Annotated in this window: 21 protein-coding genes; 7 read left to right on the top strand and 14 right to left on the bottom strand. The window is 71.5% G+C overall.

Translation table 11 applies throughout. The features are described 5' to 3' along the window. Positions 1-144: 144 nt before the first annotated feature. The 7 genes from JIG36_RS20080 to JIG36_RS20050 all read right to left on the bottom strand — a co-directional run bounded on the left by JIG36_RS20080 (position 145) and on the right by JIG36_RS20050 (position 7,455). Complete coding sequence (locus JIG36_RS20080) at positions 145-1,047, bottom strand: DNA-3-methyladenine glycosylase family protein (RefSeq protein WP_203377845.1); 903 nt, start codon at positions 1,045-1,047, stop codon at positions 145-147. A gap of 409 nt (positions 1,048-1,456) precedes the next feature. Beyond that, on the bottom strand, positions 1,457-2,716 hold the full coding sequence (locus tag JIG36_RS20075) for a Pecanex-like protein 1 (RefSeq protein ID WP_203377844.1): 1,260 nt from the start codon (positions 2,714-2,716) through the stop codon (positions 1,457-1,459). A gap of 42 nt (positions 2,717-2,758) precedes the next feature. Continuing rightward, positions 2,759-3,505: a DUF4142 domain-containing protein gene (locus JIG36_RS20070; RefSeq protein ID WP_307872808.1), complete on the bottom strand. Its 747-nt coding sequence runs from the start codon at positions 3,503-3,505 to the stop codon at positions 2,759-2,761. A 98-nt stretch (positions 3,506-3,603) separates the two neighbouring features. Next, positions 3,604-4,305 carry a COG4315 family predicted lipoprotein gene (locus JIG36_RS20065; RefSeq protein ID WP_203377891.1) on the bottom strand — a complete coding sequence of 234 codons (702 nt, stop codon included), beginning with the start codon at positions 4,303-4,305 and terminating at the stop codon, positions 3,604-3,606. Positions 4,306-4,514: 209 nt separating this feature from the next. Further along, complete coding sequence (locus JIG36_RS20060) at positions 4,515-5,297, bottom strand: anti-sigma factor family protein (RefSeq protein ID WP_203377842.1); 783 nt, start codon at positions 5,295-5,297, stop codon at positions 4,515-4,517. Continuing rightward, positions 5,294-5,980: a sigma-70 family RNA polymerase sigma factor gene (locus JIG36_RS20055; protein ID WP_203377841.1), complete on the bottom strand. Its 687-nt coding sequence runs from the start codon at positions 5,978-5,980 to the stop codon at positions 5,294-5,296. The genes JIG36_RS20060 and JIG36_RS20055 overlap by 4 nt, the downstream gene beginning before the upstream one ends. 689 nt (positions 5,981-6,669) lie before the next feature. Beyond that, complete coding sequence (locus JIG36_RS20050) at positions 6,670-7,455, bottom strand: class I SAM-dependent methyltransferase (RefSeq protein WP_203377840.1); 786 nt, start codon at positions 7,453-7,455, stop codon at positions 6,670-6,672. 96 nt (positions 7,456-7,551) lie between these two features. Between JIG36_RS20050 and JIG36_RS20045 the strand changes: the two genes are divergently transcribed. After that, a complete protein-coding gene (locus JIG36_RS20045; RefSeq protein WP_307872807.1) occupies positions 7,552-8,118 on the top strand; it encodes a TetR/AcrR family transcriptional regulator in 567 nt (188 codons plus the stop codon). Between the two features lie 45 nt (positions 8,119-8,163). Here JIG36_RS20045 and JIG36_RS20040 read toward each other — a convergent pair whose 3' ends face one another. Genes JIG36_RS20040 through JIG36_RS20025 form a run of 4 tightly spaced genes read right to left on the bottom strand, consistent with a single transcriptional unit; the run spans position 8,164 to position 14,574 of the window. Continuing rightward, a complete protein-coding gene (locus JIG36_RS20040; protein WP_203377838.1) occupies positions 8,164-9,144 on the bottom strand; it encodes a hypothetical protein in 981 nt (326 codons plus the stop codon). Further along, positions 9,141-11,627 carry an AAA family ATPase gene (locus JIG36_RS20035; protein WP_203377837.1) on the bottom strand — a complete coding sequence of 829 codons (2,487 nt, stop codon included), beginning with the start codon at positions 11,625-11,627 and terminating at the stop codon, positions 9,141-9,143. Before JIG36_RS20035 ends, JIG36_RS20040 begins: the two co-directional genes overlap by 4 nt. A 37-nt stretch (positions 11,628-11,664) precedes the next feature. Further along, on the bottom strand, positions 11,665-12,816 hold the full coding sequence (locus JIG36_RS20030) for an exonuclease SbcCD subunit D (protein ID WP_203377836.1): 1,152 nt from the start codon (positions 12,814-12,816) through the stop codon (positions 11,665-11,667). Positions 12,817-12,825: 9 nt separating this feature from the next. Next, entirely contained in the window at positions 12,826-14,574 is a 1,749-nt protein-coding gene (locus JIG36_RS20025) for an ATP-binding protein (protein ID WP_203377835.1), read from the bottom strand. Between the two features lie 194 nt (positions 14,575-14,768). Here JIG36_RS20025 and JIG36_RS20020 point away from each other — a divergent pair, with 194 nt between their 5' ends. Beyond that, a complete protein-coding gene (locus tag JIG36_RS20020; RefSeq protein WP_236047606.1) occupies positions 14,769-15,359 on the top strand; it encodes an RNA polymerase sigma factor in 591 nt (196 codons plus the stop codon). Continuing rightward, a complete protein-coding gene (locus JIG36_RS20015) occupies positions 15,352-16,320 on the top strand; it encodes a CU044_5270 family protein (protein ID WP_203377834.1) in 969 nt (322 codons plus the stop codon). The genes JIG36_RS20020 and JIG36_RS20015 overlap by 8 nt, the downstream gene beginning before the upstream one ends. Here the strand turns inward: JIG36_RS20015 and JIG36_RS20010 are convergent. Further along, the gene (locus JIG36_RS20010) at positions 16,308-16,931 is read right to left on the bottom strand and encodes a pyrimidine reductase family protein (RefSeq protein WP_236047810.1); all 624 of its coding nucleotides are present in this window, start codon (positions 16,929-16,931) and stop codon (positions 16,308-16,310) included. The genes JIG36_RS20015 and JIG36_RS20010 overlap by 13 nt on opposite strands. A gap of 327 nt (positions 16,932-17,258) precedes the next feature. Here JIG36_RS20010 and JIG36_RS20005 point away from each other — a divergent pair, with 327 nt between their 5' ends. After that, positions 17,259-17,990 carry an ACT domain-containing protein gene (locus tag JIG36_RS20005; RefSeq protein ID WP_203377832.1) on the top strand — a complete coding sequence of 244 codons (732 nt, stop codon included), beginning with the start codon at positions 17,259-17,261 and terminating at the stop codon, positions 17,988-17,990. A gap of 106 nt (positions 17,991-18,096) precedes the next feature. After that, on the top strand, positions 18,097-19,155 hold the full coding sequence (locus JIG36_RS20000) for a GNAT family N-acetyltransferase (protein WP_203377831.1): 1,059 nt from the start codon (positions 18,097-18,099) through the stop codon (positions 19,153-19,155). A 145-nt stretch (positions 19,156-19,300) separates the two neighbouring features. On the opposite strand, the gene bsaP is transcribed toward JIG36_RS20000, so the two are convergent. Beyond that, positions 19,301-19,477 carry a biotin synthase auxiliary protein BsaP gene (gene bsaP, locus JIG36_RS54790; RefSeq protein WP_438870740.1) on the bottom strand — a complete coding sequence of 59 codons (177 nt, stop codon included), beginning with the start codon at positions 19,475-19,477 and terminating at the stop codon, positions 19,301-19,303. Further along, positions 19,477-20,472: a biotin synthase BioB gene (gene bioB, locus JIG36_RS19995; RefSeq protein WP_203377830.1), complete on the bottom strand. Its 996-nt coding sequence runs from the start codon at positions 20,470-20,472 to the stop codon at positions 19,477-19,479. The genes bsaP and bioB overlap by 1 nt, the downstream gene beginning before the upstream one ends. A gap of 152 nt (positions 20,473-20,624) precedes the next feature. On the opposite strand from bioB, the gene JIG36_RS19990 reads away from it, so the two are divergent. Then, entirely contained in the window at positions 20,625-21,758 is a 1,134-nt protein-coding gene (locus JIG36_RS19990; RefSeq protein ID WP_203377829.1) for an 8-amino-7-oxononanoate synthase, read from the top strand. A gap of 647 nt (positions 21,759-22,405) precedes the next feature. Further along, positions 22,406-23,125, top strand: a complete 720-nt coding sequence (gene bioD / locus JIG36_RS19985) for a dethiobiotin synthase (RefSeq protein ID WP_307872810.1) — start codon at positions 22,406-22,408, stop codon at positions 23,123-23,125. Positions 23,126-23,167 lie beyond the last annotated feature (42 nt).

Here is a 23,167-nt window from a genome sequence, read left to right as displayed (position 1 = left end):
CCCGCGCGCACGCCCAATGACCCGCCCGCGCGCACGCCCAATGACCCGCCCGCGCGCACGCCCAATGACCCGCCCGCGCGCACGCCCAATGACCCGCCCGCGCGCACGCCCAATGACCCGCCCGCGCCGTCGCCCTTGACCCCCTCAGAAGCGCGCGAACGAGCGGATCGGCATGCGCGGTCCGAACTTGGGCGCCCCGATGCCGCCGTGGGCCAACAGGTCGCAGACCCGGCCCCGGTGCCCCACGAACGGCGCCAGCAGCTCCAGCATCCGGGCGTCGGTGCCGCGGGTCTCGCCGGCCAGCGCCCATGCCACCGTGTTGGGGATGTGGAAGTCGCCCACACTCACCGCGTCGGGATCGCCGTACGCGACCCGGACCACCTCGGCCGCGGTCCACGGGCCGATGCCGGGCAGCGCGGTCAGCCGGGTCGTGGCCTCGGCCGCGTCGGCGCAGCGCTCCAGCCGGTCGGCGACCAGGGCGGCCCGCTGCAGGGCCTGGGTGCGGCGCTGCTCGACCCCGAACGGGTGGAACACCCAGTACGGCGTCGCCGCGATCACGGCCGGGTCGGGCGGGAGATGCAGCTCGACCGGGCCGGGCGCCGGCTCGCTGAGGCGGGCGCAGATCAGCCGGTACGCCCGGTGCGCCTCCTTGCCGGTGACCTTCTGCTCGAGGACCGCCCGCAGAACGCTCCGGAAGACCAGGCCGGTGCGCGGAAGCCGTACGCCGGCGAAGGTCCTGGCCAGACGCTCGACGAGCGGGTGCGCCGCGGCCAGGGCCGGGAAGCCGCTCAGATCGTCCCGGAGGCCGGCGATGGCGTCGGCGTGCTCGAGAACCCACTCGGCGCCCGGGCCGTAGCCGGTGGCCGTCAGGTCCGTCTTCGAGCGGGACAGGTGCAGAGTAGCCGGGCCGTCGGGGGTGCGCAGGGCGAGCCAGAGGTCGTCGCCGGTGAAGCGGCCGCACGGGTCGTGCTTGGGGACCACCAGCGGCCGGACCGAGGCGCCGAAGTGGTAGCGCTCCGGCGGGGCCAGCGTGCGGGTCGAGCTCACCGGCACACTCTGCCACTTCGCCGCACGATTGCCCACCGGCCCGGCGGCGTCACCGGCCCCAGCGCGCCCGGACGGACCCAGCGCCATCGGAAAGGCCCAGCGCCATCGGCCCCAGCGCGACCGGACAAGCCGATAGCCCTGACCGCGCTCCCGGTCAGGGCCATCGGCCCCAGCGCGACCGGACAGCCCGATGGCCCTGACCGCGCTCCCGGTCAGGGCCATCGGAAGGGGCGACCGGACACCCGAGTGGTCCGGATCGCCATGGAGCGGCCGCTGCTGTCGTCCGTCAGGGGGATGGGCGACGGTCCGGAGGCGATGGGGGGCCCTGTCCGGGACGGGGGTCATGTCGGTGACCCCAGCCCCGGTCAGGTTCGCCTCCGGGATTCGCGGCGTGGCTCCTAGATCTTCATCAGTTGCGACCGCCGCCACGGCGGTTGCCGACCTGGATCTTCACCACGTCGAAGGCGGGCGTCTGGTTGGCCCGGACCATCATCGGGATGCGGTGCGAACCGTCACCGGCCCACGAGGCGCACTGCGCGGTGCCGGCGTCGGGCAGGCCCGGCACCTGGATCTGCACCGAGTCGGGCTGGGCGCCACCGCGGCTGTCCTCGGTCGCCACGAAGAACGCGGGGACCGGGTCGGGCGCGGGGGCCTCGTTGGTGCTGGCCAGCATGCGGCAGGCGGTGTGGAAGTGACCGCGGACCAGGCCGTTGGCCAGAACCGAGGACTCCACGTAGTAACCACCCTGGCCGGCCGCGAGGAACCGGTCACGGATCAGGTTGCGGGTGCTCACGGTGATCGTGAACGGGGTGTTCGGGGCGACCCGGGTCGGCGCGTTGGTGATCAGCAGGCTCGGGTTGGCGCTGGCCTCGCCGACCTCACCGAACTCGGTCGAGACGCAGCGGCTGCCTTCCTGGAAGCCGTTGTGCGGGGTCAGGTTGCTGGTGTCACAGCTGTTGGTCAGCACGCCCAGGCCGGCGCCGGGAGGCGGAGTGGTCTGCTCCTCGGTGGGCTCGGGGTCGGGCTGGTCGCCGCCCTGGTCGCCACCGTTGTTGCCCTCTTCGCCGTTGCCCTGGCCGTTGTCGCCGTTACCCTGGCCGTTGTCGCCCTGGCCCTGGTCACCGCCGTTGTTGCCCTCTTCGCCGTTGCCCTGACCGTTGTCGCCCTGGCCGTTGTCGCCCTGGCCGTTGTCGCCCTGGCCCTGGTCGCCGCCGTTGTTGCCCTCTTCACCGTTGCCCTGCTCGCCACCCGCGCTCGGGTCGGCGGCCGGAGCGGTGGTCGCGGCCTCGGTGGGCGGGGTCTGGTTGCCGCCGCCGTTGTTGTTGCCGACGTTGTTCATCACCCAGTTGCGGCAACGCGTACGCAGCGTCTGGGTCGACACGGTGTCACCCGCGCCGTCGTCCGGGTGCTGGGTGACCCGGCCGCCGTTGGTGGAGTACGTGCCTCGCTTCGTCTCCGTGGAGAGGTTCGTACGCTTCGGCGCCTGCACCTGGTCGCACGCGGCCAGTGCCTTCTTCTGCGTCCGGTCGGTGCTCGCGTTGGAGACCTGGGTGACGGTCACGATGCCGCCGAAGGCCACCAGCGTGGCGGCTACCGCGATGATGCGGCGCTTACCACTGAACCAGTTGTTACTGCTCCTGGATGCGCGCCGGTACTTGGACCTTCGCATGGGGGTGACACCTTTCTCTTACGCGACTGGACTCGGTTGGGGCTACCGGGCCCGGAAGATGCGCATGGACGTGATGACGCCGGCCACGAGAGCGGCGGCGAGGACGAGCAGGATCACGGTGGTGCTGACGCCCGGAATACCGCCACTGCTGCTGGCAGCCGCGAGCATCTGCCCGTCCACCGGGACCGGTCCACTGCCGGGGTTCGCGGGGGCGGGAGCTGTGGGAAGCGCCGCGTAGTCGACGATGTTGCTCGACTCCAGCAGCGTCATGTGCGTCATGACGAACTGGTTGGCCTCTTGGGCCAGCTTGCGCACGGAGTCGTTACGGGTGGTGGAACGGATCGTCGCGATGGCCGGGAAGATCTTGCCGTGCGCGGCGCGGAGGCGGTCGATGAAGATCTGGTCGAACGTCGTCGCGTTCGCGTCCTTCATCTCCTGCAGCCAGAACTGCTGGTCGTCGTTCGGCTTGCTCGGCAGGTCGATGTTGAGCTTCTTGGCGACCTCGCGGTCGAGCTTGTCGAGCACGACGTGCTGCGCCGCGATCGACTGGCCGATCTTGACGACCCGCTGGTCGTTCGACTTCTCGACCGCCATGTTGCCGGCCGGGATCTCCCAGAGCCCGGCGAGCCGGACCTTGATGACGAAATCCTTGTCGGCGTCGCTGATCGCGCCGACGCCCTTGTCGCTCAGCCCGTTGGAGCTGGGCACCGGAATCGGGTCGCCGGGAGCCGCCTGAACCGGGCTCACCGGCGCGAGCAGGAACGTCAGAGCCGCCGCTGAAATGCCCACCAACCATCGCGTCGTACGGCGCGAAGTGCGAGTGGTAAGCATTTTCCTCAACCTCCGAAAGAGCGATTTGTTAAAGGAGTTCTTAAGCGGCGGACTAATCAGTAGCTGTAGTCACTGCCGGTGCCGGAGTCGTCACCCGAATCCGCGCCGGAATCGTCACCGGCGGGCGGAGCCACGGGCTTGGACACCTTGGGCAGGCAGGTGAGGTTCTTGGCGCCGTCGGGCTGGATCACGAACCAGGAGCCGTTGACGTTCTGGCCCTTCCAGTTGCCCGGCTTCTTGTCACCGATGTAGGTGTAGAGCGGCCAGCCCTTGAGGGTGAGCTGCTTGCTGCCGTCGGCCCGGGTGACCGTGCCGACCAGCTTCGAGTCGACGCCCTTGAGGGTCGGCTTGCCGTCGTTGGTCAGGGCCGCCGGCCAGATCTCGGCGCACTCACCGGCACAGTTCGACTTGGCCGGGTTGTTGCCGTCGTTGTCGAAGCGGTAGAGCACGAAGCCTTCGTCGTTGACGACGACCTTGCCCATCCGCGCGACCTTGGTGCCGGTCAGCGAGTTGGTCGCCTCGTCGGCGCTGAGCTCGGGGGCGGCGTTGGGGTCGCCCGGGCCGTCGGTCGCGTTGGGGTCGGCCTCGGCGACCGGGTCGCTCGTGGCCGACGGGTCGGCGGTCGCCGCCGGGTCCGCGGTGGCCTCGGCGTTGGCCCCGGCCGGCACGGCCGAGTCGCCGTAGTCCGCGCCGTTGTATCCCTTCGGGGCGCAGCCGGTCACTGCGAACGCCGCGGCGAGTGCGGCGCCGACGACCATCAACTTTCGCTTCTCCGGAACCACTTGCCCTCCAGGCTGTTTCTTCGTCTGGCGTTTCCGGGCTGTAGTACGCGGACGGGGTCACGGCGGTTGAAGAAAGTTCCCATCAATTTCCGAGTTTTTGGCGGGACCCCGCGGGAGCTGCTTGGCTAAGCAAAAAGAAAGGATCCCGGCCGTTCGGCCGGGATCCTTTTTCCGTATTGGGGTCGTTACGGAACGCGCACCAGCGTCTCGCCGGCGCCGTTCGCGGCGACCTCCTGAACCTGCACGTGGGCGATCTGGTCGCGCGGGGTGGCCGTCACGGCCTGCAGCAGCAGCGGCTCGGCGTTCTTGGCCGTGCCCCAGCCGTTCTCCCCCACCGTCCACGACATCAGCGGCTCAGTGGTGCCGTCGGTGTGCACGGCGACGAGCCGGCACTCCTTCGGACCGCTGATGTTGGAGATGGCGAACGAGACCTGGGTGCCGAACGCCTTCTTCTCGAACGCGACCGACGCCGCCACTCCCGTACGGGGGTCGGAACCGTCGTAGCGCTCACCCGTCAGGTCGGGGCCGCCGATGCCCGGTCCGCCGTCCGTGTTGGGCAGCGGGTCGAGCTGGGTGTTGCCGCGCTGGGCGGTGTTCGTGGTGGACGGGTCGGCGCTGTCGTTGCCGAACACCTGCCCGCCCACGAAGAACGCGCCGATCGACAGCATCGCGAAGATGACGACCGCGGCGGCCAGCGAGTAGAGCCGGCGACTGTTGGCCCGGTGCCGCTCGTGGGCGACCTCACCGATCACCTTCTGCAGCATGAAGCCGTCGCGCCGGGTCTCCTCGGCGGCGATCACCGAATTCGCGTCGACGTCGGCCAGAAGGTCGGCGACCTCGACGAACGATTCGAGCTCGTACGCACAACGCGAGCACTCGATGAGATGGTCCTCGAAGCGCGAAGCGTCGTGCTCGTCGAGCACACCCAGTGCATACGACGCGACGTCGAAGTGGTCTTCCTGTGTCATTCGGTCACCCCCCGCTGCTGCAACGCCGTCCGCAACGCACGCAGAGCGTAATACACCCGTGACTTGGCGGTACCCAACGGAAGGTTGAGCTTCTCCGCCGCCTCCGGCACCGTGCGGCCCCGGAAGTACGTCTCGATGAGGATCTCGCGGTGCGACTGGCTGAGTTCGCGCAGCGCGTCGGAGACCGTCATCGACTGCAGAACGCGGTCGGTGTCGTCGGCCTGGCTGGGGAAGCTCTCGAGCTCACGGTCGTACGTCTCGGCCGGCCGGGCGCTCGCGCTGCGGTGATCGTCGATCGCGATCCGCCGAGCCACGGTCACCAGCCAGGGACGCAGCGACTGCTGGCCCTGGGCGCCGAGACGGTGCGCGTTGCGCCACGCCCGGAGCAGGGTCTCCTGCACGATGTCTTCCGCGCGCTGCCGGTCACCGCCGGTCAGGCGCAGGACGAACATCAGCAGAGGTCCCGCGTGCTCCTCATAGAGCATCTTGACCAGAGTGTCTTCGTGACTGGCCCCCGCGGGGGTCGCGGCCTCATGCCGCGGCGCCTGCCTAGGAATCACCGAAGAACCACCATCGTCCGCACTACGGCCTCCGTCAAGTGACTGCCACCGTCCACCGGAACGCTGCTGTGTCATCAGGCGCACCCCGCCCGGCGCCAGCCGATGTTCGGCCACCGCATGCATCGATACCTCCGCCCGGAGCTTTCCCCGTCGCCTGAGATACGGCTGGGGACAGCCCTCGGGATCAACGCGGACGGGAAAACTTTGGGGAGCGGTCTCAAACGGTCCTCCGGTCTCGTGTGGGGGGTCACGAGGCGCATGGATATTTCATCGATCTGCACCGATATGACTGTCAGGGCAGCCGAATAATACTCAGCCACACGCGTCCCATGAAACGTCGTTCTGAGCTGCCCTGACGCACTGCCGGTGCGGCGTTACCGCTAAGTAGGCACGCCCTTCCGGAGCGTTCCGGTCCCATCAGGTGGGAGCGCTCCCAAAGCCACGTCTTGCCCGTTCGGGGGATATCTGGCCTCCATCCGGCCCGTTCGAGCGATGCGTGTCGTGAAAATCCCAATTGGCCCTTTCTGTCGTATTTCCCGAGTGGCCCGCGATGCGTAGCGCCGCCGCCACCGCCTGTGGACAACGCGGCCCGGCGCGATCGCTCGGCGGTAGACTGTGGACAACGCAGGCCTCTCGCCGGCGCCACGGATTAGGGTGGGGGACCCCCTAGGCGGGCGGGTTTTGGGCTGGTTGTCCCTACGCAAGATCAGCCAGCGGCAAGCCCGGGTTGATCCCAGGCAAGATCAGCTGGCCGGCCGGAGTTGGCCCCACGCAAGATCAGCTGACGCCGGGCCGCATCGCTACGCGGGGAATCAGCGAACCCGCACCGCTGTGGTCGTGACGGTGGTGAAGTGCATCGGGAAGCTGCCGCCCACCTTGTCGACGGCCGCGCCCACGGCCTCCAGCAGCTCAGCCAGTTGATCGGCCGGCAGCGTGGTGAACAGACCCTGCGTGGGTAACTGGTCGAGCCATTCGTCGCGGGTGTAGACCCGTTCCCACTCGTCGGTCCAGCGCTCGGGCGCCCCGAACGCCCCACTCCCCCGGATGGCATCGTCGGCCCGGTCGGCGAGCATGCCGTACCCCTGCGCGGCCGACACCCCGGGCGCGCCGTTCATCGGGCTGCCGGGCATCAACCGCCGGAAGACCTCGGCGAAGGCATCCCCCACGGCGGGAGACGGCTGCCCGGCGTTCCAGAAGAGGGCCAGGCGGCCGCCGGGGCGCAACACCGTCGCCGCCGCAGCGGCTCCGGCGACCGGGTCGACCCAGTGCCACGTCTGACCGGCCACCACCGCGTCGAAGGTACGACCGGCCGGGTCCCAGTCCTCGAACTTCGCCACCTCGACCTCGAAGCCCTCGGCCCGGGCGAAGGCCGCCATCCGCGGGTCGGGCTCCACCCCGAGGACCCGGCATCCGGCCGCGCGTAGCTGCCGGGCCACGATGCCGGTGCCGATACCGACGTCCAGCACGGCCGGTCCGGCGACACCGGCAGCGATCCGCGTGATCAGCCCGGACGGGTAGCGGGGACGGGTGCGGTCGTACCGGGCGGCATCAACCCCGAACGACTCCGCGATACGACGTTCACGATGAGGAGTGGGCATGCGCCCACTCTAGTGGGCATGCGCCCACTCGGTCCACGGCCAAGGCCGACCGGCGTCAGGGAGACTGATAGCGCGACGACCGAAGGGAGATGCCTGGTGCCGACCGGGGTGGCGTTACGCGACGTACGACGGCAGCTGTTCGACGCCGCCGAGCGGGTGCTGCTGCGCGACGGCTCCAATGCGTTGACCAGCCGGGCCGTCACCGCCGAGGCCGGCTGCGCCAAGGGCGTCCTGCACCGGCACTTCGCCGACTTCGACGACTTCCTGGTCGAGCTGGTGCAGCGGCGCATCGTCGGGTTCGAGGCGTGGGGCGCCACCATGCGCTCCAACGCAGGCACCGGCGATGTCGCCGAGAACATCGCGGACGTCCTGAACGGCGTCCTCAACCGGCTCGGGCTCGCCCTGATCGGCCTGATCATGGCGCGCGACGAGCTGCGGGTCCGGTTGCGCGGCGAGCGGGACTTCGGCATCCCCTACCTGGCCGAGGCCACCGAGATGATCGCCGGCTATCTCATCGCCGAGCGCGACTGGAACCGCGTGGCGGAAGCCACCGACGCCCGGAACCTGGCTCTGACCCTGGTCGGCACCGCCCACCTGGTCGCCGGCGAGGGCAACGAGATCGACCCCGGCCTCCTGCGCACGATCATCGGCCCGGCCCAGTAGCCGGCAGAAACGCTGCAGAGCCCAGCCGCAGGCCCGGCCCAGCCGTCAGCGGGAACGGGCCGTAGCCAGCGTCAGCGCACGGTGCAGCACCCGGGAATCGCCCAGCATGCCGCGCAGGCGGCGCTCCAGCCCGGCGATGGGCACGAGATTCTGCGGCGCGCGGGGGTCCTTGTAGGCCGACGACGCGAACCGGGGCAGGGTGGCCACGGAGATCTCGGCCAGCTCGATCGCCATCTCGGGGCTCAGGTCGGGTGAACACTCCACCCGCACGATCCCCGACCATGGCGCCCCCGACGCTCCGGGCAGGCGCAGGTACCACGACCAGCCGCCCCACACCGTGCCCAGGTGGAAGACGGGCGTGCGCTGGCTGGGCCGCAGCGACGTGACAACCGCGGTCAGCGCCGCCGGCAGGTATTGCTTCTGCTGCGTCTTGACGTATCCGATGGTGCGCGGCAGCTGCCGCCGGTTACGCAACGGACCGTCGACCACCAGCAGGTCGTCGCCCGCGAAGGACGCGCCCATCTCGCGCGCGGCCGATGAGATGTCGATCTCGAGCGCGGTCAGCGGCCCCTGCACGGCGGCCGGCAGTTTGCTCGCCTCTCCCGCGCCGTGGATGCGGTGCACCTCGTAGCGCACCGATCCGGCCTGTACGTCTTCGGCCGACGGGCTCGCGGTGAACAGGCCCCGGCCGACCCGCGCACCCACCAGTTCGGCCGCCCCGCGGGCCAGGTCGCAGCGGACCACCCCGGCCGCGTACGAGGCGGCGAGCCCCGCGTACGAGGTTCCGTCCTCCTCGGAGGTCCAGAGCCCGGCGTCGTTGCGCCGCACGCCGTCGACCAGGAAGACCACGTCGGGGGCGCGTACCGAGGGCGAGACGTCGATCGGCGCCCACGAGGCGGCCGGCACCTCGACATCGGTGTCGACCTGCGCGCTGCTGGCCGAGGCCGGGCCGTCGCCGCCCTCACCGCCGCCCTCGAAGGAGGATCCGTACGACGGGTCCCACGCGTCCACGTACATCCTGGTCAAAGGCCCACCCTCGAAACGTGCGCGGTACGCGCGTCCTTGTGCACCTCGAACCGCACCGGCACCCGTTCGGCCAGCGCGTTGACGTGGGTGACCACCCCGACCATGCGGTCGCCCCGGGCGGCCAGGTTTTCCAACGTCGCCGCCACCACGTCGAGGGTGGCCGCGTCGAGCGTGCCGAAGCCCTCGTCGAGCACGATCGACTCGAGGCTGGCGGCCGTGGTCGACATGCCCGCGAGCTGCTCGGAGAGGGCGAGCGCGAGGGCCAGCGAGGCCTGGAACGTCTCGCCGCCGGAGAGCGTGCGCACCCCGCGCCGCAGCCCGGCGTCGTGGTGGTCGATCACGAAGAACTCGCCCTTGTCGTGCATCAGGTCGTACTGCCCGCCGGTGAGCTCGCGCAGGATCCGCGACGCGCCGTCGACCAGCATGTCGAGCGCCTCCTCGAGCAGCCAGCGCTCGAAGTTGTTGGCCCGCAGGTGCCCGGCCAGCGACTTGGCCACCCGCTGCTCGCGTTGCAGCGTCATCCGCTGCTCGGTGAGCTCGCCGACCTGGTCGCGGCGGTCGGAGAGCCGGCGCCAGGCGGCCTCGGAGCGTTCCACGGCGACCGCGGCGGCCCGGATGATGGCGGACTCGTCGGACGGCGGAACCGCGACCCCGGCCGCGGTGAACAGCGCGGCGATCTCCTGCAGCACGGCGACGGTCGAGCGGTGCGCGGTGGCCACGGCCTCTTCGGCCGCGGCACGGGCGGTCGCGCGCGAAGCCGTCTCGGCGCCGGCCCAGTCGACCAGCACCGACCACGCTCCGGCCAGGTCTTCGCGGTCGGCCGGCGGCGGGGAGAAACGGGCCACCCGATCCCGTACGGCGTCGAACTCGCGCCACGCGGTGCGCTGACGTTCCTCGGCGGCGACCACCGCGGCCTGGGCCTGCCGGTGCGCCGACCGGCTGCTCCGCACGGCGGTGCCGGCCCGGTCGAGCTGCTTCTGCAGGTTCTCGATCTCGGCCAGCTGACGCCGCAGGGCGTCGACCCCGGGCGATTCGGCGACCGCGGCCCGGGCCTCGGCCATCCGCGACAGGTGGTGCTCGTGCTGGGCGCGCTTGCGTTCGAGGTTGCTCTCGAGCTTGCGGGCCACGGCGTCGCGCTGCTGCCAGGCCGCCTCGGCGATCTCGGCGGCGGCGCGCGCGGCCTTGCCGGTGGTCTCGGCGGCCCGCACCGCGGATTCCTCGGACACCGGCGGCACGGTCGTCACGGTCTGTTCGCACACCGGGCAGTGGTCGCCGGCTGCGAGGTGGGCGCGCAGGGCGGAGGCACGGTCGGTGCGCTGGGCTTCCACGTAGTCGAGGCGAGCCTGCTCCAGCAGCTGGGCGGCTCCGAGGTGGGCGCTCTGGGCGATCGCGGCAGCGGCCGCGGCGTCCTTGTGCTCGACCTCGGCCACCGACACCTCGCCGGCGAACCATTCCTGCTGGCCGGTGAGGCGTTCCAACTCGGCGTGCCGGTCGAGCATCAGGCTGAGCGATCCGGCGTCGCCGGCGGCCGCGAGCTCCCCGCGGACCTTCTCCTCCTTCTCCTCGGCGGCGCGAACCTCGTCCGCGGCCTCGGCGGCACTCGCCCGGGCGGCCGCGGTCACGCCGGCGGTCTCCACGCTTCCCTCCGGCGTACGCACGGAGGAGAGCTGCCGCAACTCGGCGTCCAGCTCGTCGCGGGTGGCAGCGGCCTCGGCCTCGGCCGTCCGCCGGGCCCGCAGGCCCGGAACAGCCTGCTCGACGGCGGCGGTCAGCTCGCGCATGCGGCCGACGTGCTGCTCGGCCGCCTCGACGGCCTCGTCGGTGGCGTCGGCCAGCCCGGCCAGGCTCTGGTCGACGACGGCCAGCTTGCCCTCGGCCGTCTGGGCCCGGCCGGTCGCCTTGGTCTGCACCTCCTCATAGATGTGCAGGCCGAGCAGGTTGACCAGGATCTGCTGGCGGGTGGCCGGCTTGGCGTGCAGGAAGTCGGCGAACTGGCCCTGCGGCAGCACGACGCAGCTGGTGAACTGCTCGAACGGCAGGCCGACGGCGTCGAGCACGGCCTGGTCCATCTCGGCCGGGGTGCCGGCCAGCACGTCACCGAGATCGTCGAGGTCCATGCCGGTGTCGAGTTTGGTGACGTCGAACCCGGCCGGCATCAGCTGCAGGCCGGCCCCGGCGGTCTTGACGTTGCCGCGGCCGTCGCGGCGCACCACGCGGGTCGCGACGTAGCGGTCGCCGGCCGATTCGAAGACCAGCCGCACCCGGGCCTCGGTGGCCGACGGGGCGAGCGCGTTGCCGATGCCGCGGGCGCCGCCCCAGCGCGGGACCGTGCCGTAGAGCGCGAAGGTGATCGCGTCGAGGACCGTCGACTTGCCCGAGCCGGTCGGCCCGACCAGCGCGAAATAGTCCGCGTCGGTGAAGTCGACCGTGGTCTCGTCGCGGAAGACGGTGAACCCGGCCATATCAAGCCGAATAGGCCTCATGACATCACTCCGATACGAACGGACGGCCGGAAAGAGCTCATGAGTGAGTGCTCACCTCGTCGTACAGCTCGTCGAAGAGTTCGCGGACGCCGTCCTCGGCGTTCTCGCGACTGTCCAGGTAGTCGCCGAAGAGTTCACGCGGCGACCGTCCGGCCCGCTGTGCCATCCGCTCCCCCACCCGGTTGGGCATCATCTCGGGGTCGATCCGCACCTCGAGGGCGTTGGGCAGGAGCTCCTGCACGTCCTCGCGGAGACCGACCCGCGGCTTCTCGCGCACCAGGACACGGAGCCAGGCATCCGGAAGGTTCACCGTTGAGAGCTGTTCGAGCGTTCCCCGGACCGTCCGCAGCGGGACCGCCCCGGTGATCGGCACGTCACGCACCCGGGCCGCCTTGTCGATGCTCACGTCGACGATCGCGACCGACGAGACGTTTTCCTCCTCGCCGAAGTCGATGGCCAGGGGGCTGCCGCTGTACCGCGTCGGGCAGGGCGAGATGACCTGCTGGGCGCGGTGCAGATGGCCGAGCGCCACGTAGTGCGCGTTACGCGGGAAGACCGTGGCCGGAACCGCGTAACCCATGATGGTGTGCGCCTCGCGCTCGCCGCCGCCGGCCGACGCCCCGACGATCGTCAGGTGCGCGGTCAGCAGGTTGATCACGCCGGGCTGGTCGAAGCCCTCGGACAGCTTGGCGATCAGGCGGGCGATGTGATCCGCGTACGTCTGGGTGGCCTCGGCCGCGGTCAGCTCGTACATCTCGGCGGCCCGGATCGCGTACCGCTGGGAGAGGAACGGCAGCGTGACGAGCTGCCACTTCTCGCCGTCGGCGGTCTCGCCCTTGATCAGCAGTTCGTCGGCCTTGTCCTTCACGGCGCCGCGCAAGGTGATGCCGGCTGCCTCGGCCCACGGGCGCAGCGCGTCGAGCGCCGGCCCGTTGTCGTGGTTGCCGCCGATCGCCACCACCTGGGCGCCGGTGTTGCGCAGCGCGGTGAGCGCCCGGGTGACCACCCGCGTCGCGTCGGCCGTGGGCGCCGCCGTGTCGTAGAGATCACCGGCGATGACGACCAGGTCGGGGCGCTCGGCCCGGGCCGTCTCGACCACCTGGGCCAGCACGCGGATGTGTTCCTCGTGCCGGTTGCGCCCCTTGAGGACCTTGCCGACGTGCCAGTCGGACGTGTGCAGAATGCGCATCGCGGAACCTTAGAACGGAATGTCGTCGTCGGACGAACCACCACGGCTGCCCACGACGGCGAACGGGTCGGCGCCCTGGACGATGGACTTCATCGTGCCCTCGGGCGGCGGGCCGGACTCGGACTTGCGGGTGGCCCAGGCCGGGAACGGGAACTCCACGCAGAGCGGGACCGGGATGTCGGGCTGGTTGACGAACATGGTGCCGGGGCGGGCCAGCAGCGCGCGCTGACGCATGGCCGGGGGCAGGAAGCCGTATTCCGGGCGGGCCGCCTCGGCCGGGTCGAGCCGGCCGACCACGCGGATGGCCGAGTTCGTCACGATGCGCCGCTCGACCTCACTCGCCGTCTGCTGGGCGCCGATCAGGATGACCCCGAGCGAGCGGCCGCGCTCGGCGATGTCGAGCAGCACCTCCTTGATCGGCGAGGTGCCCTCGCGCGGGGCGTATTTGTTGAGCTCGTCGAGCACCACGAAAAGCAGCGGGCGGCCGGTGCCGGCCTTCTCCTTCTCCTCGAACTCGGTCTTGAGCGTCACGCCGACCACGAACCGCTGGGCGCGGTCGGGCAGGTTGTGCAGGTCGACGACGGTGACCTGGGCCGACTCGGCGGTCTTGATCTGGTGGGGGCGGCGCTGGGCCAGGTCGCCGCGGATCAGCCGGGCCAGGTCGCGCTTGCTGCCGATCAGGCGGCGGGCGAACGCGTTGACCGTGCCCATGTTGACCGCGCTGCCGGCCCAGGTGGACCGGGTCTCGTCGTCGGTCAGCTGCTCGACGATGTGGTCGACCAGATCCCCGTACGAGCCGATGCGGCGCCCGTCGATGCTGATGCCACCCTCGGCCGGCACGGCGTGGCGGTTCAGATGGGCGGTGACCGAGTGGACGACCATCGTGTATTGCTGGCGCTCGTCGTCGGCGTCGGCGAACACGTAGGGCAGCAGGCGCAGCGCGCAGAACTCCTCGAGCGTCCAGTAGAACGTGTCGACCCCGGTCAGGCGGCTGCTGACATCGGGGGCGCCGGACGAGTCGCCGGCGCGGGGCGGGGCATAGACCCGTACGTCGGAAAAGGGTGTCGCCGGAAGCTCGAGCAGCTTGTAGCCGGCCCGGGTCGCCTCGTCGAGCTTGGTGTTGGGGTGATCGAGGAAGAGCAGGTCCTCGCCCTTGACGTTGAAGATCAGCGCGCGAGCGTTCGTGCCGTCGGCGCCGAGCGCGCCCGACCGGAACACCGAATAAAGCAGGAACGTCGCGAAGCTGGTCTTGGTGGCCACGCCGGAGATGCCGGAGATCGACACGTGGGCGCCACGGGTGCCGTCGAGGAAGTCGGCGTTGAGGAACACCGGCACACCGTCGCGGCCGGTGCCCATCGGGATGCGCCTTTCCATCCGGTCGAAGTGCAGGGCGGCGTCGCGGGCCTCGCCGGACGCGCGGTGCACGATCGAGCCGGGCGAGGGCGGGACGTAGAGCTCGGGGTCGACGCGCGTGGTGGTGATCTCGGCCGCCTCCTGCACCAGGGCCGGCAGCGTGCCCTCGGCGATGGCGAAGACGTCGGAGTCGAACTGGGCGCCCTCGTGGCGCGCCCGCACCTGGGTCACCACCCCGGCGATCGTCACCGGTTCACGGTCCGGCAAGTCACGCTGGGTGACCACGACGTCGTCGAGCTGTAAGTAACTGCCCGGGGTCACGGCCGTCCAGAACTGGAGCGGTGTCGCATCGGCTGTACCTAGCACCCGCCCGACGGGGGAAGAATCGTCAGACACGCCGCTCATCGTGCACCAGGGGTACGACAGAACTCGCAGCCACCATGGGTTGGCACTCGTTGTCCACAACTTCTGGTGCTCATACACAGAGTTATCCACAAGATCTTGCTCAGCCTGTGGAGGCGCGCGGAGGAATCGAACCGATGTGAGCCGATCGGTCAAAGACGGGGTGACGGAACTCCCATCGACCGGAAGGGTTGCGCATGAGACCGACGGCCATGCGGGCCGAGCTCACCGACGGCGACCTGATCCAGCTCTCCGCCACCCAGCCCGAGGCGTTCGGATCGGTCTTCGACCGGCATGCCACCACCATCCACCGCTATCTCTCGCGCCGCGTCGGGGGCACGCTCGCCGACGACCTGACGGCCGAGACCTTCCTCACCGCGTTCAAGAGCCGGACCGCGTACGACGGAAGCCGGCCGGACGCCCTCCCGTGGCTCTACGGGATCGCGGCCAACCTGCTGCGCGGCCACCGGCGGGCCGAGACCCGCATGTATCGCGCGCTGGCCCGCACGGGCGTCGACCCGGCGCTCGCGGGCCACGACGACGAGGTGGCGTCCCAGGTCACCGCGTCCGAGCACGTACGGGTCCTGGCCACCGCCCTGGCCCGCCTCAACGCCGGTGAACGCGACGTGCTGACCCTGATCAGTCAGGCCCAGCTCAGCTATCCGGAGGTCGCCGAGGCCCTGGGCATCCCGCTCGGCACCGTCCGCTCCCGGCTGCACAGCGCCCGCAAACGCCTGCGCGCCGCCCTGCCCCACCTCGCCTTCGAGAACGGGACCGACGATGAATGACCTGAGCCTGATCGAGAAGTTCCGCGCCGACGTGCCACCACCCGCCCCGGAATCCCTCGCCCGGGCCCGCGCTGCGATGTTCACCGTCGGTGCCGAGCCCACCCGCCGCAGCCGCTGGATCTGGCGGCTGGCGCCGGCGGCCGCACTGGCCGCCGCGGTGGCCGTGGCCGCCGGAGTGGTCACCCAGCCGGAAAGCCGGCCCGCCGCCCCGGCCCCACGAGCCGAGGGACCGGCGGGATCGTCGGCCCCGGTGCTCCCGAGCAACGCCAGCGACGCCGCCGGGCTGCTGCGCCTGGCCGCGGCCGAGGTCCGCGCCGAGCCGGTGCTGCGGGTCGGGCCCGGCCAGGTCCTCTTCTTCGAGTCGATCGAGGCCCAGGACAACATCGAGAACCTCGAGACCAAGCCGACCTGGGTGCCACCCCAGGAGATCAACCGCAAGATCTGGCTCCCCGTGGACGGATCCACCGCCGGCCTGCTCATCCAGACGGTGACCCGGACCGGCGAGAAGTTCCACGTGCCGCTCGACGCCGACGGGACGACGCCCTACCTGACCGGGCTGCCCACCGAGTCGAAGGCCATGCGGGACTGGCTCTACACGGTCGACGCCGGCACCGCGGCCGAAGACGGGCCCGACGCCGCCGCCTGGGACAAGCTCGGTGAGACCCTCCGCGAGAAGTACCTGACCCCGGACTCGCGAGCCGCGCTCTACGAGGCGGCCGCCACCATCCCCGGCACCATCCTGGTCAAGCGGGCCGACCTGGCCGGGCGCAGGGGCATGGCGGTCTCCCGCCTCTCCGGCCCGGTCCGCTTCGACTACATCTTCGACGCCCGGACCTACGAGTTCCTGGGCGAACGGGTGGTCGTGGTGGGACACCTCAAGCCGTACCCGAAGGGCGTCGTCTCGCGGTACACGGCGCAGCTCCGCACGGCGGTGGTCGACAAGGTCGGTCAGCTGCCCTGACGGACGTACCGCAGGAAAAGCATGTCGTCGAGGGTCAGCACGTGACGCAGGGACATGCGCCGAGGGACCGTGACGGCCCCGGTCGCGATGCGGCCGGGGCCGCCGCCGACGAGCAGCGGCGACACCGTCAGGCAGAGCTCGTCGACCAGGTCGGCCGCGATCATCGAACCGAACAGGCTGGGGCCGCCCTCGCAGAGCAGCTGGGTGGCCCCGCGCTCGTGCAGCGCGGCGACCCCGGCCCCCAGGTCGGGCACCCGCACGACGTCGGCCGCATCGGCCAGGTGCGCGGCCTCGGCCCCGCCCGTGGCCAGCACGATCGGGCGGATCGGGGCGTCCGAGAACACGAGCTGGCCGAGGTCGAACTCCAGCGACCGCGACACGATCACCATGAGCGGGAACTCGGGCCGCCCATGAGCCACCCGCCACGCCCGCGCCTCGGGGGTCAGGCGTAAGGCGTCGTAGTTCTCCGCCCGTACGGTGCCCGCGGCGACCACCAGGGCGTCACAGACCATGCGCAGCGAGTCGAAGATCTCTTTGTCGCCCGGACCGTGCAGCCCGCCGGAGAGCCCGTCCACCGTCACCGCCCCGTCGGCGCTGGCGATGAAGTTCATCCGCAGCGTCGGTGCCGGATTTCGCGGATAGAGCTCGGTCAGGCCGTCCGCCGAGGACGGCCACGCGGGATAATTCGTCACGGGCCGGGCGGCCCGGTCACGGGCGGAACGGGCTCGGCGGTGCGGTGCTGACAGTCGCACCACGAGCCACCGCGGCACTCTTCGTGCTTCCGCTCCCGGCAGGCCTGGCAGATCACGAACTCGACCCTACCTCGGGATTTGTCGGCGAAGGACACGGCGCCGCAACCCGGGCGAAACGCCGAATTGGCAGGCTGTACGCCTACGGGGATGGCATCGCCGTGCCGTCCGCAGAACGGGAGGAGTCGCATGTTGCTGCGGGTTCGAGTCACTCTGCCCGATCGCCCCGGTGCCCTCGGACAGGTGGCTCGCACGCTGGGCGTCGCCGGTGCCGACATCGTGCAGGTGGTGGTTCTGGAACGTCTCGGCGGCCGGGCCGTCGACGACTTCACCGTCGTCTGGCCGGGCGCCTCCCGCGTGGAGCGCCTGCTGGCCGGCCTCGCCGCGATCCCCGGCGTTCAGGTCGACGGCGTGTGGAAGGCGATAGGAGCCCCGGTCTCGGGCGGCCACGACGCCGAGCTGCTGGCCCAGGTCGCCGCGAACCCCGCCGACGGTCTGGCCACGCTGGTCGACGCCGTGCCCGGGCTGCTCGCGGCCGACTGGGCCGCCGCCGCGATCGTGCCGGCCGACTGGGCCGCCCGTTCCGGTGCGCCCCGCCCGCTGCCCACCGAGCCCGGCTTCAGCATCGGGTCCGAGGCCACCATCGCGTACGCGAGCTGGCGCGCACCCACCCCGCTGCAGCTTCCCGAGATCACCCCGTTGCGGGCGCGGCCGCTCACCGGCCCCGAGAACACGCGCTACGCGATCGCCCCGTTCGGCCGGGCCGGGCTGGTGCTGGTGATCGCCCGCACCGACGAGGACGATCTGCCCGCCGCCGCCTTCCACATCACCGAGGTCGACCGGGTCGCGCAGCTGGTGCGAGCGGCCGCGGTGATCCTGGGCGACCGGCTCGACACCGCCGCCGTGCCCTCCACTCTGTGATCGGACTCATCCCGAAATCCCAGCTCAAGCAATGTGCGCTTAACAGCGGCGGAGGAGAATTGACCCCGGTACGAAGCTGACGTGACTCGCCGAAAGGAGTGCCGGCATGGCGCTGTGGCGGATCCGGGCAACGGTTGACGACCGGCCGGGCTATCTCTCCGTCCTGACCGCGAGCCTCGCTCTGCGGTCGGTGAACATCCTCGCCGTCCAGGTGCACACCACCGAAGCCGGCGCGGTCGACGACTTCCTGGTCGACGCGCCCGACTCGATGAACGAGACCGACCTGCTGGCCGCGGTCACCAAAGGCCGCGGCCGCGACGCCTACGTGTCCCGCGCCGAGGCCCAGGGCCTGGTCGACCAGCCGACGCGGGCACTGGCGCTCGCCGGTCGTCTGGTGCACGATCCCGACGCACTGGGCGAGGCGCTGGTCGCCCTGCTCGACGCGACCGAGGTGCGGTGGCGTCCCGAGCCCCTGAGCGGCCGCCCGGGTTACGAGGCCGCCCGCATGACCCTGGCCGACCCGGCCGGCGGCTCGTTCGAGGTGCTGCGGCGCATGCCCGCGTTCACCCCGGCCGAATACGCCCGGGCCCAGGCCCTGGTCGAGCTCTCCGGCTCGATGCTGCGCCGCGACGACGAGCAGATCACGCTGCTGCTGCCCGACGGCACCGAGCTGGTCATCCGGGCCGCCCGGATCGACGACCTGGAGGCCGTACGCGGTCTGCACGAGCGCAGTTCCGCGGCCACCCTGCAGCGCCGTTATCTCGGCGGTGGCGCCCCGAGCGAGGCCCGGCTGGCGCGGCTGCTCGAACCGGCCGGTGCCGGGCGCACGCTGATCGCGCTGGCCGGTGACCGGGTGGTCGCCATGGCCAACCTGCTCGCCGAGGGTGACCTGGCCGAGGTCGCGATGCTGGTCGAGGACGACTGGCAGCGCCGCGGCCTGGGGACGGCGCTGCTCCGGCGGATGCTCGCGCACGCCGAGCGGTCCGGTTTCGCGGCGCTGATGGCCCACACCGCGGCCGACAACGTGGCCATGCTGCGCACGTTGCGGCGGCTGGGCGCGGGTCAGGCTGACCGTGACGGCGGGATGGCGACCGTCACTCTGCCGGTGCCGGGCGCGCGTCCGGTGGGACCGGTAGGGAAAGAGACTCCGGCCGCCTTCGGGTGACGCAGCTGCCGCTCCGCGGCGACCTGGTTCCTGCCGCCTTCGGGTGACGCAGCTGCCGCTTCGCGGCGACTTGGCTCCTGCCGCCTTCGGGTGACGGGTGAGAGAGGTGGCGGCGGCCTTCGGGCCGTCGCCACCATGGGTCTTCCTACGAGGTGCGGGTGCCGTGTTCGACGCAGGTGGCCGTCCAGCCGGTCGGCACGACCTGCACCTTCATCCGCCGCCGGCAATCGGGGCAGAAGCGCGGCGGCTCCAGCTCACGCGCCGCGGCGCACCCTGAGTGATCACCCTGGGCGGCCGGCTCGCCGCAGCGGTCACAGAACATCAGATCGTCGCCGACAGCGCCTTGACCGGCATCTTCAGATCCTGCAGCAGCTCCAGGTCGGAAGTGGCCGGACGGCCCAGGGTGGTCAGGTAGTTGCCGACGATCACCGCGTTGATGCCGCCGAGCAGCCCGTCCCGCGTGCCCAGGTCACCCAGCGTGATCTCGCGACCGCCGGCGAACCGCAGGATCGTGCGCGGCATGGCCAGGCGGAACGCGGCGATGGCCCGCAGCGCGTCCTTGCCCTCGACCACCGGCTGATCGCCCAACGGCGTACCCGGGCGGGGGTTGAGGAAGTTCATCGGGACCTCGTGCGGGTCGAGCTCGGCCAGCTGGGCCGCGAACTCCGCCCGCTGCTCCAAGGTCTCGCCCAGGCCCAGGATGCCGCCGCAGCAGACCTCCATGCCCGAGTCGCGCACCATCTTGAGCGTGCCCCAGCGCTCCTCCCAGGTGTGGGTGGTCACCACGTTGGGGAAGTGCGACCGGCAGGTCTCCAGGTTGTGGTTGTAGCGGTGCACGCCCATGTCGACCAGGTCGTCGACCTGCTCCTGGCTGAGCATGCCGAGGCTGGCCGCGACCTGGATGTCGACCTCGGCCTTGATCGCCTTGACGCCCTCACGCATCTGGTCCATCAGGCGCTTGTCGGGGCCCCGGACGGCGGCCACGATGCAGAACTCCGTCGCGCCGGTGGCCGCGGTCTGCTTCGCCGCCTCGACCAGCGACGGGATGTCGAGCCAGACCGAGCGTACGGGGGAAGCGAACAGCCCCGACTGCGAGCAGAAATGGCAGTCCTCGGGGCAGCCGCCGGTCTTCAGCGAGATGATGCCCTCGACCTCGACCTCGGGGCCGCACCACTTCATGCGTACGTCGTGGGCCAGCTGAAGCAGCTCGGGGAGCTCGTCGTCGCCGAGTCGCAGCACCTCGAGGGTCTGCGCCTCGTCGAGACCGACGCCGTCGTTGAGCACCTGGGCGCGGGCCCGATCGAGGATCTCTGACATGCCCGCACCCTAACAAGCTTTCCGTCGGTTCCGAGGTGGTGGGCGTGGCGGTTGGACGGAAGTCTCAGCACCGGTAGGACTGTCGGTGGTGGGTGGTAGTTTCCCTTTCTCGTGATCGCCTCGGTGGGCGTTCTCGTGGCGTTGGAGGTGTCTTGTCCGGCTGGCTGGAGTCGTTGGAGGGCCTGGCGGTCAGCAGGTCCAAGGCAGGGCTGACCCGTCGGCTGCGGCCTCGCCCGGCCGGTGACCCCGTCGTCGACCTGGCCGGCAACGACTATCTCGGCCTGGCCACCCACCACGAGGTGATCGAGGCCTCGGTCCGGGGCCTGCGGGCCTATGGTCTGGGCGCCACCGGTTCCCGCCTGGTGCGCGGTTCCTCGGTGGCCCACGCCGACCTCGAGGCTGAGCTGGCGGGCTGGATGGGCGCCGGGTCGGCGCTGGTGTTCTCGTCGGGCTATCTGGCCAACCTGGCCGCCGTGCGCAGCCTCACCGCCGTGTGTGACCTGATCGTCTCCGACGCCTACAACCACGCCTCGCTGATCGACGGCTGCAAGATTTCCGGGGTACGCACGGTGGTCGCGCCCCACAACTCACCCCGGGCCGTCGCCGAGCTGCTCGACGCCCACGGCGGTCGCGCCCTCGTGGTCACCGAGTCGGTCTTCTCGGTCGACGGCGACCTGGCGCCGCTGGCCGAGCTTCACGAGGTCACCGCGGCCCGGGGTGCGCTGCTGCTGGTCGACGACGCCCACGCCCTGGGTCTGCTCGGCCCGGCCGGCGCCGGCGGGGTGGCGGCGGCCGGTCTCGCGGGCCGTTCCGATGTGGTCGTCACGGCCACCCTGTCGAAGTCGCTCGGCGGCGCCGGCGGCGTGGTCGCGGGCCCGCCACAGTTCATCCGTCACCTGATCGACACCGGCCGCACGTTCATCTACGACACCGCGCTGCCGCCCGCGGTGGCCGCCGGCGTGCACGAGGCCGTGCGCACAGCCCGCCTCGCCGACGACCGCCGGGCCCGCCTGCTCGCGCGCGGCGCCCTCACCGTGGCCCGCCTGCGCGAAGCCGGCTTCGAGGTCTCCCCGCCCGCCGCCGGCGTGCTGTCGGTCATGGCCCCCGGTCCCGAGGCCGCGCTGGCCTGGGCCGAGGATTGCCGTGACCGCGGCGTCGCGGTCGGCTGCTTCCGGCCGCCGTCCACCCCCGACGGCAGCTCCCGCCTGCGCCTGACCCTCAACGCGGGGGTTTCCGACGCCGATTTCGCCCGCGCCCTGGCCGTGATCGTGGAGTGTTCACCGTGACCCCCGCTTCGACCGACCTGACCGGCGTCCTGAGCCGGCTGCCGTCTGCCACCGTGGTGCTGACCGGCCGGGCCGGCCGCTTCACCGTCAGCACCCTCGACCCTTCAGCGATCCTCGCGCCGGTCGAACTGGAGGCGCTCGCCTCCCCGGTTTCGGCGGCCGTCACCGCCCCGGTCCCCGCCCCGCGTGCCGCCGAGCCTGGTGACGCCGCGCCCGACACTTCCGGCCTTGACTCCGCTTCCAGCCTCACTGCCGCTGCCGCGCCTGAGCCGGCCGACACCTCCAACTCCGCCGACCCGGATCGCCTTGTTCAGTCCGACGGCACCACGCCGGGCGACGAACCCGGGTTGACCGCAGCTCCGACCCCGCACACTGGTCCAGCCGATCCCGCCGCCACCGCCCCGCCCGCTGAGCCCGCGCCCGATATCGCACCCGTCTCGCCCGCGCCCGGCGCCCCGGCCCCGGTCTCCCCCGCGCCGGCATCACCCGGCCACCCCCTGCCCGAGCCCCTGATTCCCGCCCCCGGCGCCGACGGTCTGCCCAGCGGCGAGGCGATCGCCGAAGAGATCGCGGTCGAGCTCGAAGCGCAGGCACCCCCCGCCGCCCAGCCGGCCCCCCGCCGCCCCGAGACCGGTGGGTGGCGCGGCATCGTCCTGGTCACCGGCACCGACACCGGAGTCGGCAAGACCATCGTGACCGCGGCGGTGGCCGCGGCCGCCCAGTCGTCCGGCCTCCGGGTAGCCGTGATCAAGCCTGGCCAGACCGGCATCAACACCGGCGAGCCCACCGACATCGACGTCATCACCCGCCTGGCCGCCCCCGACACCACCCGCACCCTGGCCGAATACCCCGAGCCCATGGCCCCCTTGGCCGCCGCCACCGTGGCCGAGATGCCGCCGCTGGAGCTCTACGAGGTGGTAGACGCCATCCGAGCCGAGGCCGACAAACACGACCTGGTGCTGGTCGAGGGCGCCGGCGGCCTGCTGGTCCCGATGGGCGTGCGCCCTTCGGGCGAGTCCTGGACCGTGGCCGACCTGGCCACCACCCTGGGCATCAGCACCATCGTGGTGGCCCGGGCCGGCCTAGGCACCCTCAACCACACCGCGCTCACGCTGGAGGCGCTGGCCCGCCGAGGCGTACCGGCCGGGGTCGTCATCGGCGCCTGGCCCGCCGACCCCGACCTGGTCCACTGGGCCAACCTGAGCGAACTGGTCCCCCACCTGGTCGGCGCCCTCCCCGACGGCGCCGGCGCCCTCGACCCCGGCGTGTTCCGCCGCTCGGCCCCCGGTTGGCTGACCCCCGGCCTCTACGGCGACCTCGACAACTGGCGCGTATGGGCCGAAGAGTCCGGTGAGGGCCACCACTGATCGTCCCCTGTGGATAACCCGTTTCCCCCGCTTGACAGGGCG

It is taken from the genome of Paractinoplanes ovalisporus (assembly GCF_016834655.1).
Classification (GTDB): domain Bacteria; phylum Actinomycetota; class Actinomycetes; order Mycobacteriales; family Micromonosporaceae; genus Actinoplanes; species Actinoplanes ovalisporus.
This window is presented reverse-complemented; position numbering and strand designations above follow the sequence as displayed.

Bases quoted from the DNA above. Each gene is read 5' to 3' on its own strand.
- JIG36_RS20055 (WP_203377841.1), bottom strand. From the start codon at position 5,980: ATGCATGCGGTGGCCGAACATCGGCTGGCGCCGGGCGGGGTGCGCCTG.
- JIG36_RS20030 (WP_203377836.1), bottom strand. From the start codon at position 12,816: ATGCGCATTCTGCACACGTCCGACTGGCACGTCGGCAAGGTCCTCAAG.
- JIG36_RS20000 (WP_203377831.1), top strand. From the start codon at position 18,097: ATGGCGCTGTGGCGGATCCGGGCAACGGTTGACGACCGGCCGGGCTAT.
- JIG36_RS20025 (WP_203377835.1), bottom strand. From the start codon at position 14,574: ATGAGCGGCGTGTCTGACGATTCTTCCCCCGTCGGGCGGGTGCTAGGT.
- JIG36_RS20060 (WP_203377842.1), bottom strand. From the start codon at position 5,297: ATGACACAGGAAGACCACTTCGACGTCGCGTCGTATGCACTGGGTGTG.
- JIG36_RS20035 (WP_203377837.1), bottom strand. From the start codon at position 11,627: ATGAGGCCTATTCGGCTTGATATGGCCGGGTTCACCGTCTTCCGCGAC.
- JIG36_RS20065 (WP_203377891.1), bottom strand. From the start codon at position 4,305: ATGGTCGTCGGCGCCGCACTCGCCGCGGCGTTCGCAGTGACCGGCTGC.
- JIG36_RS20050 (WP_203377840.1), bottom strand. From the start codon at position 7,455: ATGCCCACTCCTCATCGTGAACGTCGTATCGCGGAGTCGTTCGGGGTT.
- bsaP (WP_438870740.1), bottom strand. From the start codon at position 19,477: ATGTTCTGTGACCGCTGCGGCGAGCCGGCCGCCCAGGGTGATCACTCA.
- JIG36_RS20075 (WP_203377844.1), bottom strand. From the start codon at position 2,716: ATGCGAAGGTCCAAGTACCGGCGCGCATCCAGGAGCAGTAACAACTGG.
- JIG36_RS20015 (WP_203377834.1), top strand. From the start codon at position 15,352: ATGAATGACCTGAGCCTGATCGAGAAGTTCCGCGCCGACGTGCCACCA.
- JIG36_RS20010 (WP_236047810.1), bottom strand. From the start codon at position 16,931: ATGAACTTCATCGCCAGCGCCGACGGGGCGGTGACGGTGGACGGGCTC.
- bioB (WP_203377830.1), bottom strand. From the start codon at position 20,472: ATGTCAGAGATCCTCGATCGGGCCCGCGCCCAGGTGCTCAACGACGGC.
- JIG36_RS20020 (WP_236047606.1), top strand. From the start codon at position 14,769: ATGAGACCGACGGCCATGCGGGCCGAGCTCACCGACGGCGACCTGATC.
- JIG36_RS20005 (WP_203377832.1), top strand. From the start codon at position 17,259: ATGTTGCTGCGGGTTCGAGTCACTCTGCCCGATCGCCCCGGTGCCCTC.